Below are 16,212 nucleotides of genomic sequence, written 5' to 3' on the forward strand. Positions count from 1 at the left end.
GATCAGCCAGCTACCCGAACCCGAAGATCGACAGGATCCGCCAATGGCCTCAGGCAATGTCCCACCCCGCCGGCAGCGTAGAACAACAGAGGCCATCACGCTGGGACTGCGGCAGAATTTGGCGCAGTTCCTGCTGCTCGTTGCCGTCAACGCCCTCGTGGGCGGGACCCTCGGCCAGGAGCGCACGGTCCTGCCGCTGCTGGCCGGAAAGTCTTCCACCTCGATGAGTACACGTCAGCGCTGACCTACATTCTGGCGTTTGGTCTGGCTAAAGCCGCCACCAACTACTTCGCCGGTACCCTCTCGGACCGGTACGGCCGTAAACCCGTTCTGGTCGCCGGCTGGCTCATCGCCATTCCCGTCTCGGTGTTGCTGATCTTCGGGCCGACCTGGGGTTGGATCGTCGCTGCCAATGTGGTGCTGGGCATCAGCCAGGGCATGACCTGGTCCACCACCGTCATGATGAAAATGGACCTCGTCGGCCCCGAACGGCGCGGCTTGGCCATGGGGCTGAACGAAGCGGCCGGCTATCTGGGGGTCGCGGGCACCGCACTGGCCACCGGCTACATCGCCTCCGCCTACGGACTGCGTCCAGGGCCGTTCCTGCTCGGCGCTGCCTTCATCGCTGTCGGACTCGGCCTCTCCGTATTGACCATCCGCGAAACCCACCACCACTCCAAAGCCGAAGCCGCGCTTCACGTCCCGGCCCACGCCGACAGCCATGCCGGGCTGAGCAACCGTGAGGTGTTCACTCTGACCAGCTTCCGGGACAAGTCACTGTCCTCCGTCAGCCAGGCTGGGATGGTGAACAACCTCAACGACGGCCTCGCCTGGGGACTGTTCCCCGTCCTGTTCGCCGCCGCAGGGCTAAGCATCGAACGCATCGGGGTCCTCGCCGCCGTTTACCCGGCAGTCTGGGGCGCCGGACAGTTGATCACCGGTGCCCTTTCGGACCGGATCGGGCGCAAACCCCTGATCACTGGAGGCATGCTCGTCCAAGCCCTCGCGCTCGGCATGATCGCCGCAGGACATGACTTCGGCACCTGGCTTGCCGCCGTCATTCTGCTCGGCGCCGGCACCGCCATGGTCTACCCCACACTGCTGGCAGCGATCGGCGATGTTGCCCACCCCGAATGGCGGGCGCGTTCAGTTGGAATATACCGGCTGTGGCGCGATGGCGGGTTCGCCGTCGGCGCCCTACTCTCCGGCCTCATCGCCGACGCGTACGGCATCCCGGCAGCCGTCGCCGTCGTCGCCGGCCTGACTGCGCTCTCCGGCATCATCGTTGCCGCACGCCTGCGCCCCACTGACCACATAACCCGCCACCCCGCAGGCTGACACACAGAGGATAAGAGCAGCGGCGGGGTAATTGGCTCGCGGCGGCGCTGAACCGTAGGCTTAGGCACTTCCCGTTCCCCGTTCACCACCCGGCAGACTATCTGGCAAAAAGTTTCTCACCGTCCGGACGCAGTTCCCCGGTGGGTGATACGTGCCGGTACAGGGTTTGGCGGGTGACGCCGAGTTCGGTGCAGAGATCGCCGATCTTGGTGCCCGGCTTGCCCATGGACGCCATCGCCAGCCGAAGTTTTGCGGGGGTCATTTTGTAGGGGCGGCCGCCGTTGCGGCCGCGGGCCCGGGCGGAGGCGAGGCCGGCGATGGTGCGTTCGGAAATGAGTTCGCGTTCGAACTCGGCGAGGGCGGCGAAGATTCCGAAGACGAGCTTGCCGGAGGCGGTAGTGGTGTCGATGGCCGCGCCCTGGCCGGTTAGGACTTTCAAGCCGACGCCGCGTTCGGTCAGGTCGTGGACGATGTTGACCAGATGAAGCAGGTCCCGTCCGAGCCGGTCCAGTTTCCAGACGACCAAAGTGTCGCCGTGGCGCAGGGCTTTGAGACAGGCTGCCAGCTGGGGCCGGTCATCCTTCTTTCCGGAGGCCCTGTCCTCATATAGGGAGTCCACTTCGATGCCGGCGGCCAGGAGGGCGTCGCGCTGGAGGTCCGTCGTCTGCGAGCCGTCGGCCTTTGAGACACGCATGTAACCAAGGAGCACGGGCGGTTCTCCTTTGTTATTTATACGTTCGTTTAAGTGACAAGCGAAACAGTCAGTGCGAGTTGTTCCAATTCAGGAACGCGTCGTCGGGGACCGGTCGGAGCGCCGAGCGCTGCAAGCACAGCCGCATAGAACCGGGGTATAGATGGTTCGGAGGGCATTTGAACGCATAAAACGGGGATGTTTTCCCGGTCCGCCATGGACTCAGATGGGTGTTGGCGGCGGAACCGTTCGATGATCATGGATTTACCGTTGTTCGTTGGCCCGATCAATAGCGGGTTGGGCATGCGTTGCTTAGCTGGCCAGTCAAAGAGTGTTTCAAGCCGGGTCAGGGCCTTCACAGCTTGGGGATATCCGATCCAACGATCGGCCCGGATTCGCTGAATACGTTCGCCCGCCGGCAAACGGGCGATGGTCTGAGCCCAGGGCAGGAGGTGGGAAAGATCCGGTGTTGGGTAGTCATCAATGCATGGCTCCACCTCATCGAATGGAACAGCCGACGCCGTGTAGCCCTCCTGAGGAGGTTCTTCATCTGCTGGCACTACAGGTGTTTTGGCGCTTTCAGTGGTATGGAGATGCTTCCGTCTCTGCAAATCCCGGCGCGATCGGCGGGTGGCCTTCTGGGCCGTCGTGGTGATCGTGCGCATTTGCTCGACCATGCGGAACAAGGCATCCTCATTGACCTGGTCATGTCCTTGCTGGTGCAGGCGTGCTGATGCTTGCTTGTGTTCCCACAGCGTTACCGCCGGGTGGGAAACATTGCGGTACGGCACTTCTATATAGACTTCCCCTTCCGGTTCCAGCACCCAGTTCCTGCTGATATCTCGAGGGTCCCGTCGGATAATGAACTTATCCTCACTGTTCCGCCGCGCAATCCACGGTTTGAGCGCATTCGCGAAGTAGTGGACGTGGTCAATGACGATTCCCGTGCGAGTAATTCTGCGACGGATGACTGGCAAAAAATCTATGAGGAACGCGGCCGGGTGCACGGCCAATGGTTGTGGCCCGAACTCGGCCACACCCTGCTCCCACCGCCCGGCCGGTGTTTGCTTCAGCGTGCCGTGAATACTGCCGTGATAGCCAGCCACTGCGATCGTCAGCCAGCGCTCAAGCTCTGCCAGGGTCAAGGCGGACATTTTTTCGGCATCATAGTCACCGCGCTGCCCCGGATTGGAGAACGTTGTTCCCGGCAGTTCGTGAACCCGCTGCATGACGGTCCCGATAATGCGCTCCACGATGCCCCCCGTAATGAGGCCGTCCCGGCGGGCGGTAACTGAGCTTGATCCCGTGTTGTTCACAACCCCGACGCAACGCCTCGCTTTTAAATTCTGCGGCGTTATCCAAATACAGTTTTCTGGGTTTGCCACTCATCGGCCATGCCACGTCCACACCAAGACCCTCCAACCAAGGTCGCTTATCTGAAGCCATCTGGGCGATGCAGAAACCCACCGAAACCGCCGACGGCGCTTCCAAGGTGACGACCATGCCCAGCAGACATCGGCTATACACATCAATGGCAACCGTCAGATAGGGCCTGCCGATCGGCTGCCGCTCACGATCATCGATAATAATCAGATCAATCACGTTGTGATCGATCTGCACCTGATCCAACGGTGCCACGATCACCGGGACAGTGTCCCCTGCTGACTGCAAGGGTCGGACAGCGGCCCGGCCCTCGCGCCTGCGCTTGACCTCTACAGGGTGCAGGGCCACTATTCTCCTGGTGACAGTATTGCGCGCCGGCACAGGAAGGTCTTTGGAGCGACAGGCCTGAATGACTTCACGATAAAGCACCGCCTGGGAAAGCTTTCGTCGACTCAGAAAGCGTTTGCGGATCAGCTCTTCAATCACCGTCTCAACAGGTTCAGGCAACCGGTTCTTGCCTTGCCCTCCATTGGAGTGTCTGGGGCCACATCTGTCACCAGGCGGTCACCCTCACGGTAGTGCTTGATCAGCAGGTACACCTGCCGCCGAGAGATACCCAGTCTCCGGGCGGCTTCGTCCGCAGCCAGGTGCCCGATGGTCTCCAGCCCGGCCAGCGGCGCAATGACCTCAGTCCGACGGCGGGCAACATCCCAGACATCATCCGGTAACGACAGCAACCCGCGCCCCTTGATTGGTGCAATATCAGAGTCCACGTCAGCCCCCCCTCGAGAAGAGTCACCGGCGGACTTAATTCGGGCAATACGGCAACCCTCACGCACCCGGCCATACCCAAGGATCCACCCCAATCCCGCTAGAAATCAAGGGCATCGACCTAAAAAGTGGTGAAACGTGCTATCGACTTCTGAAATTTCCGTGCTAAGCACTTCTGAGCAAAAGACCAAGTGCTAACGACTTTGGACATTTGTGCAATCGCCTTCTGAAAACGACACCCGAGGATGCAAAGAGAACCCTGAGAGGTCCTTCAGCTGACTCACTGGACACCGCATCAGTCATTGGCGTGGAGCCGCGGACTTTGGCACATACAAACTCATGAGATCCGGCGTTTACGAAGTGACGAAGATTTATACCCGTTCGGCATCACACGTCGCTTGGGCTGGTTAGCTAGTTTGGGGCCAATGCCCGGCCACGGTTCCGCTACCGGGGAGGCACCGCTTGGGTTGCGCTCCCATCTATCGATGGATGGCTCCTGCCTACGCGGCTTACCACTGCCACGGTTATGGAGGGCGGTTGAGTGGCATCAACAAGCTAGTGAGGTCTTCCGCCCGTGAGGTGCCGCTGGTGAGGCCTGCGTTACCAATAAATTGATCGAAGGTCGGCCAGAAGGTAGCCCCACAGCCCGGACCATGACAGCGAGAGAATGCAGACTACTGGAATAGCGGCTTATAACCAGCACTCGTGTCTTGCGGACGATTGTGCCAGGACAGCGCAGTTCTTTCGTATCTTTGCCTTATCCCTTGCCACCCCGTTGGTAGTCGTGGCGGGTTTCGTTTTTTATAGGTCGGTCAGACCGATCCGTTGGTCGTCGAGGCAGGGCGAGCGTTTTCCTGCCGATGGTCCGATGGAGCGTAGGCAGGTGCAGGCTGGTCCTTTGACGGCGGGCATCGTTAGCCACACGAAGCGTTGAATCTTGTTGTACTGCCCGAAGTCCAAGACGGCGCCGTCAAGTTTAGGTGCCAGTTCGTGGCTGACACTGATCAGCATCTCGTCCCCAGTTGACAGGAGGTCCCACTCATCGCCGGTATGCGATTCTTCCCGCTCCGGGCCGTTGAGTAGGCATCGAAGCTGCTTCTTCGGTTCAGTCCGTGAGAAATACAGGCCCTGTTTGCGGCAGCCACCGTTTCCTAGGTAGCAGTGCAGAACACCGCCGAACACGTCGATCATGGTCACCGCCTCCGCGGTCATAGTGAAAGTGCCGTGGCCGGGGATGCTTGCCAGTAGATTCTGGCCACCCCGTGAGTCCCTCATAAGTCTGGCTTTCTCATCGATAAACGTGGTGCGTGAAAGGCTCAATGACAGCACCGTTTTCGCGCACCGGACCCGTAATGGTCTTGATTAGCGTTTCGTCGGGCTTGGGCACCGCATATCCGCTAGAAAAAGCGCGGTTGCAGCGACGACTTCAACCCGAAATATCTGCAAAGAGGCGCGGTGGTAAATTTGGCGTCCTTTCAGCTGTGGTCTGTTCCGGACCTGTGGTGAGGGTGGGGTTATTCGTGGGTTGGTTCCCCACTCACCCGGTGATCAGCATGGTTGAGGCCTTCTTGGACTAGTCGGCCTAGGTGCCCGTCGGAGATCGAGTAGATCACGTGGCGATGCTCTTTCCGGGTGGAAACCAGTGCGCTGAAACGTAGTTTGGCTAGGTGCTGGCTGACCGAGGTGCGGCTCGCTCCAGTACGTGCCACGAGCTGGCTCACATCTGCTGGTTCCTGCGACAGCAGCCACAGGATGTGTAGCCGGGTGGGGTCTGCGAGCATCCGAAACGTTGAGGTCGCCGCCTCCAACCGTTCCGTATCTGGCTCGTTTGGGTGGTGCAAACTCGGTTCTGGTACGGGCTGCGCCTGGGTCATCTCATGCACCTTCCTGTGCTGTTTCCAGCATCTCTTCCATGGGGTGTGCTGGCCAGAGTTTGACTGCTGCCCCGGTGCCCAGTGTAGCGAGGACCACTAGGACCAGCGCGGCCGCTGGCTGGCCCATCCAAGCTCCGATCCACCCGGCCACCGGGTAGGTGATCATGAAGCAGGCATGAGAAAGGGAGAACTGCGCGGTAAATATGTAAGACCTGGTTGTATCCGTCGCGGCACGGCGCAACAACCGGGCAGAGGGCGTGTTAATCATCGACGTCCCTGCCCCCAACACCATCCACAGTGCCAGAAGTAACCACCAAGGGAAAGCGGAGGTAGAAATGAACACCGTAACGGCCAGACCAATGGACAACACGACGGCTCCGGCGACCATCAAGGATCTATCGGCAACTCGCTCCAACAGTCGCGGCGCAGTCAACGCCACCACCATCGAACCAGCCCCGAAACATGCCAGTGCCACCGCCACATCCGTATTGGTCAGTCCGTAGATTTCCCGGACGTAGACCACCGTGTTGACCAGTACAAGTGCCGTGGCTGCTGCCACAACCAAGTTCAGTGCCATCAACCCCCGCAGGGACGGGGCTCGTGCAAAGATCCGGGCGCCCAACGTCGTGCGGTGCAGCACCGAACCATTGTTTCTCGTTACTGGGACCACCGGTAAGACGGTGGTGATCACCAGTACTCCCGAGGCCAGGAACCCGGCAGTTGTCCCTAAGAAAAGGTTGTTGTAGGAGATTACGGTCAGGAGTACGGCGGCAATCATTGGGCTGACTAAAGATTCTAGGTCGTAAGCCAGACGGGACAGTGACAACGCCCGGGTATAGTCCCTTTCTTGAGGCAGAATCACCGGGATCAAGGCCTGAAAGGCTGGGGTGAAGGTGGCAGAGGCCGACTGCAGAATGAAAATCAGGACATAGATCTGCCATTCCTGATCTACGAAGGGCAAAGACAAAGCGATCCCAGCGCGGACCAAATCCGCCCCAACCAAGACCACTTTGCGCGGCAGACGCTCCACCAAAGCCGCCATGATCGGAGCCACGAAAACATAGGCCGCCATTTTAATGGTCAACGCTGTCCCCAACACAGCCCCGGCCCGATCCCCAGCCAAATCAAAAGCCAACAGCCCCAAAGCCACGGTCAGCAGACCCGTCCCGAGCAGAGCGACCACCTGGGCAGTAAACAATTTACGGTATGCCCGCACCCGAAACACAGCAAGCATCAGGACCCCTTTCAAGAATCAACGAACTCACCATACCGTTAAAGTGCACAGGTACGCACTCATGCACTTTAATTCCTTAGTTCTTTAGGGCACTGCGACAATCCGATGCCGGAGATGATCCTCGGGCAGAGCTGGACACATCTTCTCGTTTAAGGTTTCTGATCTGTTGCCAGTGCAACAGTTCCGGATACATCCGGGGAAGCATGCTGGCAGAGAGTCTGCTGTCCTTGGTGAGGTAGACGCGTCCTCCCGCGGTTGCGACGACTTCATCCAGGTGTGACAGCACTGTAGTGAGTCCTAGAGTTTGGGCAGGAAAGTCCAAGGCCAGTGTCCATCCTGGTTGCGGGAAGGACAGCAGGCCTTTCCCGGCTGCCCCGAAGGACTTTAAGACGGCAAGTGCCGGGGCATGACCGGCACTTTGGAGATCTTCCAAGACTCGCCGGAGAATATGCACTCCGTTGGCTGGTACTGAGAATTGGTATTGGATTAGGCCCTGCTTTCCGAACGCTGCCGGCCAGAAATCAGCTCCGTCCAAGGTGTTCAGCGCCGTGGTGAAGTGAACTATTTTGGGACCGTTATTGCCGGGAAACCTCCAGCGCACTGCGTTGGCGGCAGCAACGCTTCGGCGGTTTATGATGCCTTGGCCTGGGAAGGAGGCCATGCTGCGCATCGTGGGCCCGTGTGGTGACATCGGCGTTCCCTGCAAAGCTGCGGGCAGCATCCCTGCTGTTGCCGGGGTGCTGATGTCCACCAATCCGCGCAGCTGGTGGTGGGTTGCGTCTATCCAGGCGACGGCGTGGGATGGTGTTTGCGTCGAGGCGGCGATGAGGTCCATGGATTCTTCCAGAGTTCTTGTTTTCCCACGTTCCACCCTCAGGTATGACGTTTCCAGGCGTTGGAGCTGGATTGTTGCGGAGACAATGATTCCGGTCAGGCCCATTCCTCCCACCGTCGCCCAAAAGCCGTCCGGGGTGGTCTCCGGGGACATGCGCACGATGTCCCCGCAGCCCAGCATGAGATCCAGTCCGAGCAGGTGTTGGCCAAAGGACCCTTGTTGGGCGTGGTTTTTTCCGTGGACATCGCTTGCTATGGCCCCGCCCACCGTGATGTGGGAGGTCCCTGGGAGCACTGGAAGTCCCCAGCCTTCGGCAATCGTGAGCTGATGCAGTGCCTGCAGTGTTGCCCCAGCGTCCGCGACGATGACGCCGAACCAAGGATGCCCGCCCCAATCGGCAGACTACCGCGGAGCGTTGAACGGACCGTAAAAAAACTAAAAGGAGAACGAGATTCGGAGTTCCATACATCGTCCGAAAACACTTAGAGGGCGGAACCTCTCCGCCGTCCAGTTGAACGATCGTTATGCGAGCATTGGCTGCCGGCACAGCACTGACCCCTGAAAGAAGCTGCCCGGGGCCACATCCACCGAACGCAGTCAGGTCCCACAGCCAGAAACCCCCAATGTCTTGGCCAGGCAAGGCCGCCACGGCAAACTGTGAGCATCCACTAAGTATTTTCGATCTGACCGAGCTGCTATTTTGAGCGCATGAGTGAATTACTTGGTTTCCATGACAATGAACCACACACCGCCAATATCGCCGGACGCCTGAACTGGTTGCGGGCCGGGGTTCTCGGCGCCAACGACGGTATTGTGTCCGTCGCCGCCACTGTCGTGGGAGTCGCAGGCGTGACGAACTTACCTGCCCCCATTCTTGTGGCCGGAATCGCCGCAGTGGTTGGCGGCGCTGTTTCCATGGCGCTAGGTGAGTATGTATCTGTGAGCAGCCAGCGGGACAGCCAACGCGCACTCATCGAGAAGGAACGCCGAGAACTGGCTGAGGACCCGGACGCTGAGTTGGCCGAACTCACCGGGATCTACTGTGCGCAGGGCCTCAGCGAAGCCACTGCGGCACAGGTGGCTCTTGAGCTGAGCGCCCATGATGCCTTATCAGCGCATCTGGCCGCTGAACTGAACATCAGTCAGCATGAGGAAGTAAATCCTTGGCAGGCAGCTTACGCTTCGGCAGCTGCGTTTACTGTTGGTGCGATCCTGCCTCTGTTGGCCATCTTGCTGCCGCCGGCGGAATGGCGGATCCCGGTGACGTTCTTGGCGGTACTGTTCGCCCTTGCCCTGACGGGAACGGTGAGCGCTTCCATCGGGGGAAGCTCCAAAACCACGTCTGCACTGCGCCTGGTAGTCGGTGGAGCCTTGGCCCTCGCGGCGACATACGGAATCGGCACCGCCCTCGGGGCAAGCGGGATAATGTAGCCACTCCCGCGTTTGTCCAGCCGTTGCGTGGGCGTTTCCGTCGGGCTCTTCTATTGTCGGGATTTGGCTTGTTGCGGGGCCAGACTGAGAGCCAGCTTGGGGCACAAATGGACAGCTTCGCGGGCCGCTTCAACATTTCCGGGACTGACGGCGGGATTGCTGCGGTCACCATTGGTGGCGTGCAGTGCGAGGGGGTAGCCCCAGTCGTCACGGACCAAAACGGTGGGCAACAGTTCTGTGCACAGCCCCCGCCCGTCGCAGCGGGTCCAGTCGATGTGGAGTATTTCAGTCATGTTGCCCTCCTGGTTGTTCTGGTGCAGGTTCCCAAAAGATGGGCGTTCACATCGTCGGAGAATATCTCCAGCGCACTGCTGACCAGCCGTGCTGTCCCGTCGGGATGATGGCAGGCACCCCGACCGCCGACGAGCTTGGTGAGACGTTCCAGTTCAAGAACGAGTCGTGGGTTTCGGTCTCCGTAGGCGATGGCGGTCAGGACACGGGCCATGGCCGGCAGGCCAAACATGCAGGGACCGCATTGTTTCGCGGAGGCATGGGCAAGGTAGTCAAGGATCCGTGCGGTGGCCTCGAGCCCGCACTCCTGCGTAGGGAGTATATGGAGCACTCCCGCGCCGGGGTTTACCGCGTTCTCCCCCTGCCCCGAGGGAGACAGCCGACATTCCAAGTCCCGGATCCACCGGCCGTGATAGCCACCCACCAGCACGGCACCTACAGTGGAGAGGTCCACTCCGGCACTTGATAGTACGTCGCAGAACTGTGCGTCCCCTTCCACCTCCAGAACCTGCCCGGCACCTTGGCCGGAGACCGAGACGAGCCTGGTCCCTGGGTCCCGTTCCGAGCCCGCTCCCCGGAACCACCCGGACCCATACCGGGCAATAAGGGCAACATGGGCCAGAGTCTCCACGTTCAACACGAGGGTGGGTCTGCCTTTGAGTCCTGATTCGCTGAGGCGACGGCGGTTATCCAGAGGTAGTGCAACACCGGTGGCGATGCTGTTGACTACGGCGCTTGCCTCACCTGAAATAAATGTCTCTGCGGCCCGGACCACCTTGATTCTGCGGACATCGCGGCGTCCGGCCACGGCGGCTTCCACCGCGGGCAGGGCCGCCGGCGTTGTGTAGATGTAGAGCAGCGACGCTGATACTGCCCGGCCGGCGATCAGGAGCCCGTCAATGACCAAGTGGGGTGCATGGGCGAGCAGGGTCTTGTCCTTGAAGCTGAGAGGTTCGCCTTCGGCACCGTTGGCAATGACCACCGGTTTGGCCGGCATCAACGCTGCGCCACGACCCTGGGCCGTGGCCGCAACCTTCTGCCAAGAGGAGAAAGCCGCTCCGCCCCTCCCTGTCAGGCCGGACTCTTCCAACACCGCGATGAAGCCCGCGTCGATGGATTCCAGGGATAATGGCCCGAAGGCTTGTTCATGTTCGGTCAGGCCCGCGTTGGAACCGGCGGCAAAGAGCTGAGGCGTTCCGGCACTGCCCCTGACGGTATCCACGGCAGGTCCTGCTGCTCCTAGAGTTGTCATGATAGGCCGCCTTGCCGGGCTTTGGCGGTTTCCAAAAAGTTCGCTGATAGCCGCCATGCCGCCGCTGCGCCCACGGCGGCAAGGGATCCTGCGGCAAGCACAAGAAACCACTTGCTGGTGCCGTCGGTGCCGTTGCCAACGGCATGGCCCAGAGCAATCGGCCACATCGCGTAGCTAAGCCAATGGATGGCGCGAAAGCTCCGCTGCCCCAAACGGTGCCGCAGCAGCCCGGTGGCCACCACGGCAAGAACCAGATCAAAGGCCACCGTGCCCAGGCCCTGCCAGAACGGCTTGAAGCCGCCCAAGAACGGAACAAATACGTCAATCACGTTGAGCTTCGCGTACGAATCCAGCATTAACGCCACGATATGGAACACCAAGAAAACTGTTGCCAGCAAAGATACGTTGCGGTGCAATAACGTCACGGAGAACCTCGGAATGGCAAACAGGGGCCTGCCAGACCTGTTCAGTATCCCCAGTATGACTGTGACGCTGAACAGGACCAACGAGACCACACCACTCATCCGGCCAAAAGCCCACAAGGCGTTATCCATCCGACTCCCCTCCCTTCATGGGCATGCTTTCCCGTTCATCCTGGTTCCCGTCCTCGGGCCAGCCCGCCGTCGTGGACACTCGCCCCCGCACGTCGACCAGACGTGCGGAGACGCCAACACGGTCAAACCATTCAACGGCGGCAAAGCCCCGGACAATCCCCGCCGTGCTGAAAGTATTTGCTAGCAAGCACGACGGCGCAGCCACCGACACGGAACGCCAGACTGGGTCCGCCGGAAGCCCGAACCTAGGGTCAAGAATGTGGTGAACGGTGCGGCCCGCGTGCTGCCACCGTCGTTTCTGGGTACTGGAGGTTGCCATGGCATGGCCCGCGCGCAGGGTGACCTGCTGCCGGGGATCCCCGGGCAGGTCCTGCACCAGCACCTGCCAGCCCCCCTCAGGCGCCGGGCCGGCCGTGGCAATATCCCCGCCCAGGGAAACCAGAATCCCACATCCCAGCTCCGCAGCGACCCGTTGTGCGGCAAGGTCGGCAGCGACTGCCTTGGCAGTCGCCCCTAAATCTAGGCGCAGATGTTCAGGAACGCTTAGCTTCCGCCCCACAAGGCGTACCTGGCTCCAGCCGGTGGATCGCTGCTGCCCCCGCGGGTCATGGATCACAGCCCCCCGCGGGCCAAGGCGGACCTCGGCTAAGTCCCGATCGTAGCCCAGCGCTTCGAGGTCCCTGCCCAGGGTAGGGTCCACATCTCCGTCAGTCCACGCAGCAGCATCGAGCGCAGACTCAACCAGCATTGCCAGCAACGGGCTCACCGTTGCTCCGGAAGAAAGTCTGGGTTGCAGGCGCACAAGTTCCGAATCTTCACGGAATCGGCTGCAGGCGTCGTCGACGCCTGCAATTTCTTCCCGGACCACCAGCTCTGCGGCGGATGCCAGCGAGGGCTCCGTGACGGTGATGGACGCTTCCAGCCCCCACACCGTCCATGACGTGGACTCCATGTCAGGACCCCGACGATGTGCCGTTGACGGCCGCGCCGTTGCCGGACTGTACCGAATTACCATCGGAGTATCCACCATAGGAGCCACTACTTTGGCTTGGGACCTTGATTTGTGAGGTCCTGCCATTGTCACGGCTGGTGACGGATTTGGTGCTTGTTCCGGGGATCCCGGTGGCTTGATCCACGGCAATGGCACCAATGCCGAGAACCGCAAAGCTACCCACGGTGACGGCAGTGGTGAGGTTGAACGCCCATTGCTTTCCGCTACTTCTCTTCGTCATGGTCTGCTCCGGTCTGGTTGCTGATGAAATATCCTTACTTCCATCATCCCTACGGAATCTTTGTGCTTTCTTAGACAGGACCAGCAAACTGCGATGAATGGCTCTGCGCTACTTGGATGCCAAGGGCACAAGGATCCTGACCGCGGCACCGCCACTGGGGGCGGATCCCACCGTGATCTTGCCGTTGTGCAATGCCACGATCTCTGCCACCAGCGCCAGACCCAGCCCGTAATGACGTGGTGGCCCCACACTCCCGGAGGCCTGGCGCCGTGACGAGAACCTTTCAAAGACACGAGACTCGGTTCCTGGCATAAATCCGGGGCCGTCGTCAGAGACCTCAATGCATGCGTCGGCACCCTTGATGCTCACAGCTACGTTGACTTCGCTCCGGGCGTGGTCCAATGCGTTGGCTATCAATGCGGTAAAGACGCGCAGCAGTGCAACCGGCGATCCTTGAACCAGAACAGGCACGCCCGCGCCGGGTTGGTTCAACCGGATGGACTGTTGCGCGGCCTGGGGCATGGCCAGGGAGACAGCATTGCGGGAAACCCCTGACAGGTCCACCACGGTGTGGGCCACAGCAGTGCGGGGGTCGACGGAAATCAACAAGTCGTCGAGAATTCCTGTGAGCAGCCGTGAGTCCTCGACAATTGCACTGACCTCCGTTGAGGCAGCTTCCCTGGAATAATCAGTTCCGGGCACCTCGAGCTTCCTGCGCAGGAGCTGGGAGCGTGTGCTTAGCAAAGTTAACGGCGTTCTGAGTTCGTGGCTGGCATCGGCCACGAACCGTCGCTGCAAGGCCAGGCTGTAGGCCAGTGGCCGCATGGCACGCGCAGCCATCCACACCGACGCGGCGGCAGCGAGCAAGGCTGCCACCGTCCCGACTATCGCCATGGACCACACCAGGCGGTTCAATGACTCGCTGCTCTCGTGAGTGTCTACAGCGGCCTGAACCACCTTGTCCCCGCGAATGGTGGTCAGCACCTCGTAGCTATGCCCGCCCAACGCGAGACTTTGTTGTTCATCCGACTGCGAAGCGCCCACACGGTTCATGGCTGTTTGGTCCGGGAGCCCTGCGGGCATGGCTGAAGAGGTCTTAATCTGTCCTTTGTCGGCAATCGCGACGTAGACGCCTGCGGGTGCGTCACGCGGAGAGTCGATCTGGGTTGCCCCCAACAGTGTTTTGTTCACGGCCTCCGCCGTGCCGCTTGCAACGATCGAGTACAACAGAGCGCCCATCACAGCCAAAAGAACCACAATCAGCACAGTAAACTGCAGCGCCAGCCGGACCACCGAACGGCGAAGCTCTCCCACATCCCGGGTATTCACACCAGTGGTCCCAAAACGTAGCCGCGTCCCCGCACCGTCAGCACACACGAGCGGCCCAGTTTCTTGCGAAGATAGTGCACATACGTATCAACCACGCCACCGTCATCGGCATCGGCGAACACCGACTCCAAAAGACCATCCCTGGTAAAGACCTGCTGGGGCCGCCGCGCAAGATGTTCCAAAAACTCGCTTTCCCTCTCGGACAGCATCACCATGCCCACATTATCCAATGACACCATCCGGGTACCAACATCCAACGATCCACCCGGAACCCTCACCAGGGTAGAAGTGTCGGAGTGGCGCCTGAGCAGAGACCTGACCCGCGCAAGCAGTTCATCAATGTCAAAGGGCTTACCCAAATAGTCCTCAGCCCCCCGGTTCAGGCCCTCAACGCGGTCTGCAGGATTACTCAAGGCCGAAAGTACGAGCGCCGGAGTGGACACCCCTTTGCGACGAAGGCGTTCCAAGACGTCCAAACCCTCAATAGCCGGCAGACCACGATCCATCACCATCACATCAAAATGCCGACTGAGACCCTCATGAAGGGCACGTTGGCCATCACCTGCCACCACCACCTCATAGCCTTCGCCACCCAGCAGCTCTGCCAGCATTGCCGCCAACGCCGCATCATCCTCCACCACCAACACACAAGGATCATCCTCCATGAAGTGAAGTATAAGCTCCGCGGCGAGGTCTGAATGTCAGGAATTTTAGAATAATCTCCTACCGGTGAAAGGTTCCCGCTACGGATGCATCAGGGCTGTGCAGCCGACTTCTGACAGCAGACGAAAATGACTTTGGGAGCGCGATACGTCTCAAAAAAGTCATCCCACCAGAGAGCATCTCACCTAATCATGACAACAACAGTATTATTGGGCAGATTCTGCAGGCTGAATGCCCATTTATGGTTTGGCAAGCCGTCGTATTCCCTAGTGGTCACGGAGGCTTCGTCATTCCCATAGTTATAAGCCATTTCTAGGGCACCATCCTAAAATATGCCGATCGGCTGTTCCACGCCACTGGGTGTAACAACGTGCCAACGGCCGGGTTCAGCGCACTGTACATCATGCCATTGCCAGCGTAGATACCCACATGCCCCCAATGGTTCGGTCCATCGGGATTCTGAACCACAAGGTCACCTGGCTTCGGATTCGTTGTGGGTGACCCCGCCATCCACTGTTCCGTGCGCGGCAGCTGGATCCCCGCCTTTCCATAGATCCACTGCACATAACCGGAGCAGTCCCAGGCTTTGAAGGCAGTGCCGCCCCAGACATATGCACCGCCGACTCCCTCCTGCGCATACGCGATGATCGCACGTCGAAGTTGGCTCAAATCCGCTGGCATTGTTGGTTGCGGCAGCCCCGAACTGTTTGCGGTACAGTCCGCCGGAACGGTTGACGATCCCAAGGCTTTCAGGATTGCTTCTGCCTCAGACTCCCACTGGGCGTACCTTTCTGGGAATGCAGATCCTTGAACCGCTTGAGCTGCCGTGCCCTTGTCCATTTGATCCCAACCCCGAACATCAAGAAGTCCTAGTGGCGATCCATGGTTGGGCCCCTGTGGCCCTCCATAAAATGCTTCAGCGTTGTAGGCGGCTTGCATGAGCTCCGCGACACTCCCCCATCCTGCTGACGGGCGCTGTTGTGCACTACCGACCGAATCGTGGTCACTGCCCACGCCATCATGCGGATATTGCAAAGATTCAGGGACAGATGGGTTGGCCAGCATTTGCATATTGGACTCTTGTAAGGCCATCATCAACGCAATCACGATCCCGTTGTCTGGGACTGACCGGGCGCGGCCCACTGCTATGTAGGCTTGGGCCACAGTCGCCTGCGACTGGCTCAATGTGATGGGCGCCAGGTCGGGCACAGCGATCGTCACTGCCTGGCCCGCGCCGCCAGCAGCGACCATTATACATGCCGCCGTCGAGCTTTGAGCGCCGAAAGCTACCAGGGCAATGGATCCGCAAAGCGCCATAACGCAGCAGAGCACCA

Annotated in this window: 14 protein-coding genes and 3 pseudogenes; 2 read left to right on the forward strand and 15 right to left on the reverse strand. The window is 60.1% G+C overall.

Features of this window, described 5'->3' with window-relative positions; translation table 11 throughout:
• The first annotated feature begins 43 nt into the window (after positions 1-43).
• A pseudogene (locus AB0O97_RS06565) lies at positions 44-1,338 on the forward strand (MFS transporter).
• A 97-nt stretch (positions 1,339-1,435) separates the two neighbouring features.
• Here AB0O97_RS06565 and AB0O97_RS06570 read toward each other — a convergent pair.
• The 7 genes and pseudogenes from AB0O97_RS06570 to AB0O97_RS06600 form a co-directional block, all read right to left on the reverse strand.
• Positions 1,436-2,047 (reverse strand): recombinase family protein, encoded by a 612-nt coding sequence (locus AB0O97_RS06570; protein WP_104112019.1) that lies wholly within the window; start codon positions 2,045-2,047, stop codon positions 1,436-1,438.
• Between the two features lie 47 nt (positions 2,048-2,094).
• Positions 2,095-2,514, reverse strand: a pseudogene (locus AB0O97_RS06575) (TniB family NTP-binding protein); the annotation flags it as partial.
• Positions 2,515-2,619: 105 nt separating this feature from the next.
• Positions 2,620-4,185: pseudogene (locus AB0O97_RS06580) on the reverse strand (DDE-type integrase/transposase/recombinase); the annotation flags it as partial.
• A 799-nt stretch (positions 4,186-4,984) separates the two neighbouring features.
• Positions 4,985-5,503, reverse strand: a complete 519-nt coding sequence (locus AB0O97_RS06585) for a peptidase (protein ID WP_258069140.1) — start codon at positions 5,501-5,503, stop codon at positions 4,985-4,987.
• A gap of 194 nt (positions 5,504-5,697) precedes the next feature.
• Positions 5,698-6,057, reverse strand: coding sequence for a metalloregulator ArsR/SmtB family transcription factor (locus AB0O97_RS06590; RefSeq protein WP_104112145.1), 360 nt, complete (start codon positions 6,055-6,057; stop codon positions 5,698-5,700).
• A 1-nt stretch (position 6,058) separates the two neighbouring features.
• Positions 6,059-7,291: an MFS transporter gene (locus tag AB0O97_RS06595; protein WP_104112146.1), complete on the reverse strand. Its 1,233-nt coding sequence runs from the start codon at positions 7,289-7,291 to the stop codon at positions 6,059-6,061.
• A gap of 76 nt (positions 7,292-7,367) precedes the next feature.
• On the reverse strand, positions 7,368-8,492 hold the full coding sequence (locus AB0O97_RS06600) for an FAD-binding oxidoreductase (RefSeq protein WP_363881254.1): 1,125 nt from the start codon (positions 8,490-8,492) through the stop codon (positions 7,368-7,370).
• A 342-nt stretch (positions 8,493-8,834) separates the two neighbouring features.
• On the opposite strand from AB0O97_RS06600, the gene AB0O97_RS06605 reads away from it, so the two are divergent.
• Complete coding sequence (locus tag AB0O97_RS06605) at positions 8,835-9,557, forward strand: VIT family protein (protein WP_104112073.1); 723 nt, start codon at positions 8,835-8,837, stop codon at positions 9,555-9,557.
• Between the two features lie 50 nt (positions 9,558-9,607).
• Here the strand turns inward: AB0O97_RS06605 and AB0O97_RS06610 are convergent, their stop codons facing one another.
• The 8 genes from AB0O97_RS06610 to AB0O97_RS06645 all read right to left on the reverse strand — a co-directional run bounded on the left by AB0O97_RS06610 (position 9,608) and on the right by AB0O97_RS06645 (position 16,195).
• Positions 9,608-9,850 (reverse strand): ferredoxin, encoded by a 243-nt coding sequence (locus AB0O97_RS06610; RefSeq protein WP_104112072.1) that lies wholly within the window; start codon positions 9,848-9,850, stop codon positions 9,608-9,610.
• Positions 9,847-11,100 (reverse strand): NADH-ubiquinone oxidoreductase-F iron-sulfur binding region domain-containing protein, encoded by a 1,254-nt coding sequence (locus AB0O97_RS06615; protein WP_104112071.1) that lies wholly within the window; start codon positions 11,098-11,100, stop codon positions 9,847-9,849. Before AB0O97_RS06615 ends, AB0O97_RS06610 begins: the two co-directional genes overlap by 4 nt.
• The gene (locus tag AB0O97_RS06620; protein ID WP_258069130.1) at positions 11,097-11,654 is read right to left on the reverse strand and encodes a ferric reductase-like transmembrane domain-containing protein; all 558 of its coding nucleotides are present in this window, start codon (positions 11,652-11,654) and stop codon (positions 11,097-11,099) included. Before AB0O97_RS06620 ends, AB0O97_RS06615 begins: the two co-directional genes overlap by 4 nt.
• Positions 11,647-12,606, reverse strand: a complete 960-nt coding sequence (locus tag AB0O97_RS06625) for an FAD:protein FMN transferase (protein ID WP_258069129.1) — start codon at positions 12,604-12,606, stop codon at positions 11,647-11,649. The genes AB0O97_RS06620 and AB0O97_RS06625 overlap by 8 nt, the downstream gene beginning before the upstream one ends.
• A gap of 1 nt (position 12,607) precedes the next feature.
• Complete coding sequence (locus AB0O97_RS06630; protein WP_146073287.1) at positions 12,608-12,886, reverse strand: hypothetical protein; 279 nt, start codon at positions 12,884-12,886, stop codon at positions 12,608-12,610.
• Positions 12,887-12,994: 108 nt separating this feature from the next.
• A complete protein-coding gene (locus AB0O97_RS06635; RefSeq protein ID WP_104112069.1) occupies positions 12,995-14,215 on the reverse strand; it encodes a HAMP domain-containing sensor histidine kinase in 1,221 nt (406 codons plus the stop codon).
• Complete coding sequence (locus tag AB0O97_RS06640) at positions 14,212-14,880, reverse strand: response regulator transcription factor (RefSeq protein WP_181036232.1); 669 nt, start codon at positions 14,878-14,880, stop codon at positions 14,212-14,214. The genes AB0O97_RS06635 and AB0O97_RS06640 overlap by 4 nt, the downstream gene beginning before the upstream one ends.
• Positions 14,881-15,190: 310 nt before the next feature.
• The gene (locus tag AB0O97_RS06645) at positions 15,191-16,195 is read right to left on the reverse strand and encodes a C40 family peptidase (RefSeq protein WP_363881145.1); all 1,005 of its coding nucleotides are present in this window, start codon (positions 16,193-16,195) and stop codon (positions 15,191-15,193) included.
• Positions 16,196-16,212: the final 17 nt, after the last annotated feature.

The sequence above is a fragment of the Specibacter sp. NPDC078692 genome (assembly GCF_040686835.1).
In the GTDB taxonomy this organism is placed as follows: Bacteria; Actinomycetota; Actinomycetes; order Actinomycetales; family Micrococcaceae; genus Specibacter.